The organism is Pseudomonas sp. P5_B2, from assembly GCF_056400445.1.
The window spans coordinates 1-2,246 of record NZ_JBFULH010000638.1 but is presented as its reverse complement, the minus strand read 5'-3'; the positions used below and the strand labels follow the sequence as shown (position 1 = coordinate 2,246).

The 2,246-nt window shown below is 59.0% G+C and carries 2 protein-coding genes; both read left to right on the top strand.

From position 1 onward, the window contains the following. The first annotated feature begins 58 nt into the window (after positions 1-58). On the top strand, positions 59-1,477 hold the full coding sequence (locus AC1DRJ_RS25045) for an aminotransferase (RefSeq protein ID WP_477804524.1): 1,419 nt from the start codon (positions 59-61) through the stop codon (positions 1,475-1,477). After that, positions 1,474-2,246: LuxR family transcriptional regulator (locus tag AC1DRJ_RS25040; protein WP_477804523.1), on the top strand; the 773-nt coding region annotated here is incomplete at its 3' end. The genes AC1DRJ_RS25045 and AC1DRJ_RS25040, both read left to right, overlap by 4 nt.

Genomic DNA, 2,246 nt, shown 5'->3' with positions numbered 1-2,246 from the left:
CTGGAGCACAGTGAAGAGCGGGATCTGATCGATTAACCCTTCGGTTTGAGGTTTTTGTATGGCTACTCCAACGTTGAAAGTATTGCCGGCGGTTGATGATGCTCGTTTGATCAAGGCCGACAAGGCCCACTACATGCACGGCTATCACATGTTCGACGAGCACGCCGAACAGGGCGCGCTGAACATCGTGGCCGGTGACGGCGCCTACATTTACGACGCTCAGGGCAACCGTTTTCTCGATGCAGTCGGCGGCATGTGGTGCACCAACATAGGCTTGGGCCGCGAGGAAATGGCCCTGGCGATTGCCGATCAGGTGCGGCAACTGGCGTACTCGAATCCGTTCTCCGATATGTCCAACAACGTCGCCATTCAATTGTGCGAAAAACTCGCAAGCCTGGCGCCGGGCGATCTCGATCACGTGTTCCTGACCACCGGCGGCTCCACCGCCGTGGACACCGCGTACCGGCTGATCCAGTACTACCAGAACTGCCGTGGAAAACCGGAGAAGAAGCACGTCATTGCCCGTTTTAACGCGTATCACGGGTCCACCACCCTGACGATGTCGATCGGCAACAAGGCCGCCGACCGCGTACCGGAGTTCGATTACGCCAACGACCGGATTCACCACATCTCCAATCCCAACCCGTACCGGGCGCCGGACGGCATGGACGAGGCGCAGTTTCTCGAGTTTCTGATCCAGGAGTTCGAAGACAAGATCCTCTCCATCGGCGCGGACAAGGTCGCGGGATTCTTCGCCGAGCCGATCATGGGCTCCGGCGGGGTGATTATCCCGCCCAAGGGTTACCTGAAACGCATGTGGGAAGTGTGCCAGCGCTACGACATTCTGTTTGTCGCCGATGAAGTGGTGACCTCGTTCGGGCGCCTGGGCAAGTTCTTCGCTTCCTATGACTTGTTTGATGTGCAGCCGGACATCATCACCACGGCCAAAGGCCTGACCTCGGCTTATTTGCCACTGGGCGCGTGCATCTTTTCCGACCGGATCTGGAAAGTCATCGCCGAGCCGGGAAAGGGCCGCTGCTTCACCCACGGCTTCACCTACAGCGGCCATCCGGTGTGCTGCACGGCGGCGCTGAAAAACATCGAGATCATCGAGCGGGAACAGCTGCTGGAGCATGTCGACAGGGTCGGCGCTTATCTCGAAGAGCGGCTGGCAACCCTCAGCGACTTGCCGCTGGTGGGCGATGTGCGCTGCCAGAAGTTCATGGCCTGCGTGGAGTTCGTCGCCGACAAGCGCACCAAAGCGTTGTTCGCCGATGAGATCAACATTGGTGAAATGATTCACTCAAGGGCCCAGGCCCGGGGGTTGCTGGTGCGGCCGATCATGCACCTCAACGTGATGTCGCCACCGCTGATCCTGACGTGCGCCCAAGTCGATGAAATCGTCGAGATCCTGCGGGTGTGCATTCTTAAAGTGGCGGCCGAGCTTGAGAAAAGCGGCCAGTATTTCGGGCAATGAGTTCGGTCAATCGGCGGTTACCCGGCGTCGGTTCTCCCGCTAGACTGCGGGGCATGAGCAAACCCGACGACGATACGCTGATCGCATTGCCCTTCGGGGCCTTGCATAAATGGCACGGCGCCATGCGCGACGCATTCGCCCATGTCGACGCGCCCGATGCCCTGCAATACCTGGCGTCGGCGTTCGGGCATCTGGTGTCCATCGAATCGGTGATGATCAGCCTCGAACACAAGGACCGGGCGCCACAGTTGCTGTACCAGCGCGGTATCCCGGAGCAGTACCGGCACTCGATCATCGACCGCTATTTTTCCGGTGGCTACTTGCTCGACCCGTTTTGTCTGGCGGTGGAGCAGGGGCTGGCCGAAGGGTTTTATCACCTGGAAGAAATCGCCCCGGACAACTTCTTCGACACTGAGTACTACAAGACTTATTACTTGAAGGCCGGGTGCTCGGAGGACAGTTTTTACCTGATCGATACCGGCCATGACAGCCAGGTCTCGGTCAGCCTGTTTCAGGGTTTTGGCGGGGAAAGTCTGCGGGCGGAACAGCTGAATCTGTTGCGGGCGGTTGAGCCATTGGTTCGGGAATTTATCAGCGAGTTTGGCCGTCGCGGTTTGGCGCACAGCGCGGTCATTGAAAGTGACGATCTGAAGCAACGCGTGCAGTCGGCGTTCGAAAATTTTGGCAGCGACGTGCTGACCGAGCGCGAGCGGGAAGTGGCGCACATGGTGCTCAGGGGGCATTCGGTGAAATCCACGGCCAGCCAGAT

Excerpts from the sequence above, each read along its gene's own strand:
- AC1DRJ_RS25045 (WP_477804524.1), top strand. The coding sequence starts at position 59 with ATGGCTACTCCAACGTTGAAAGTATTGCCGGCGGTTGATGATGCTCGT.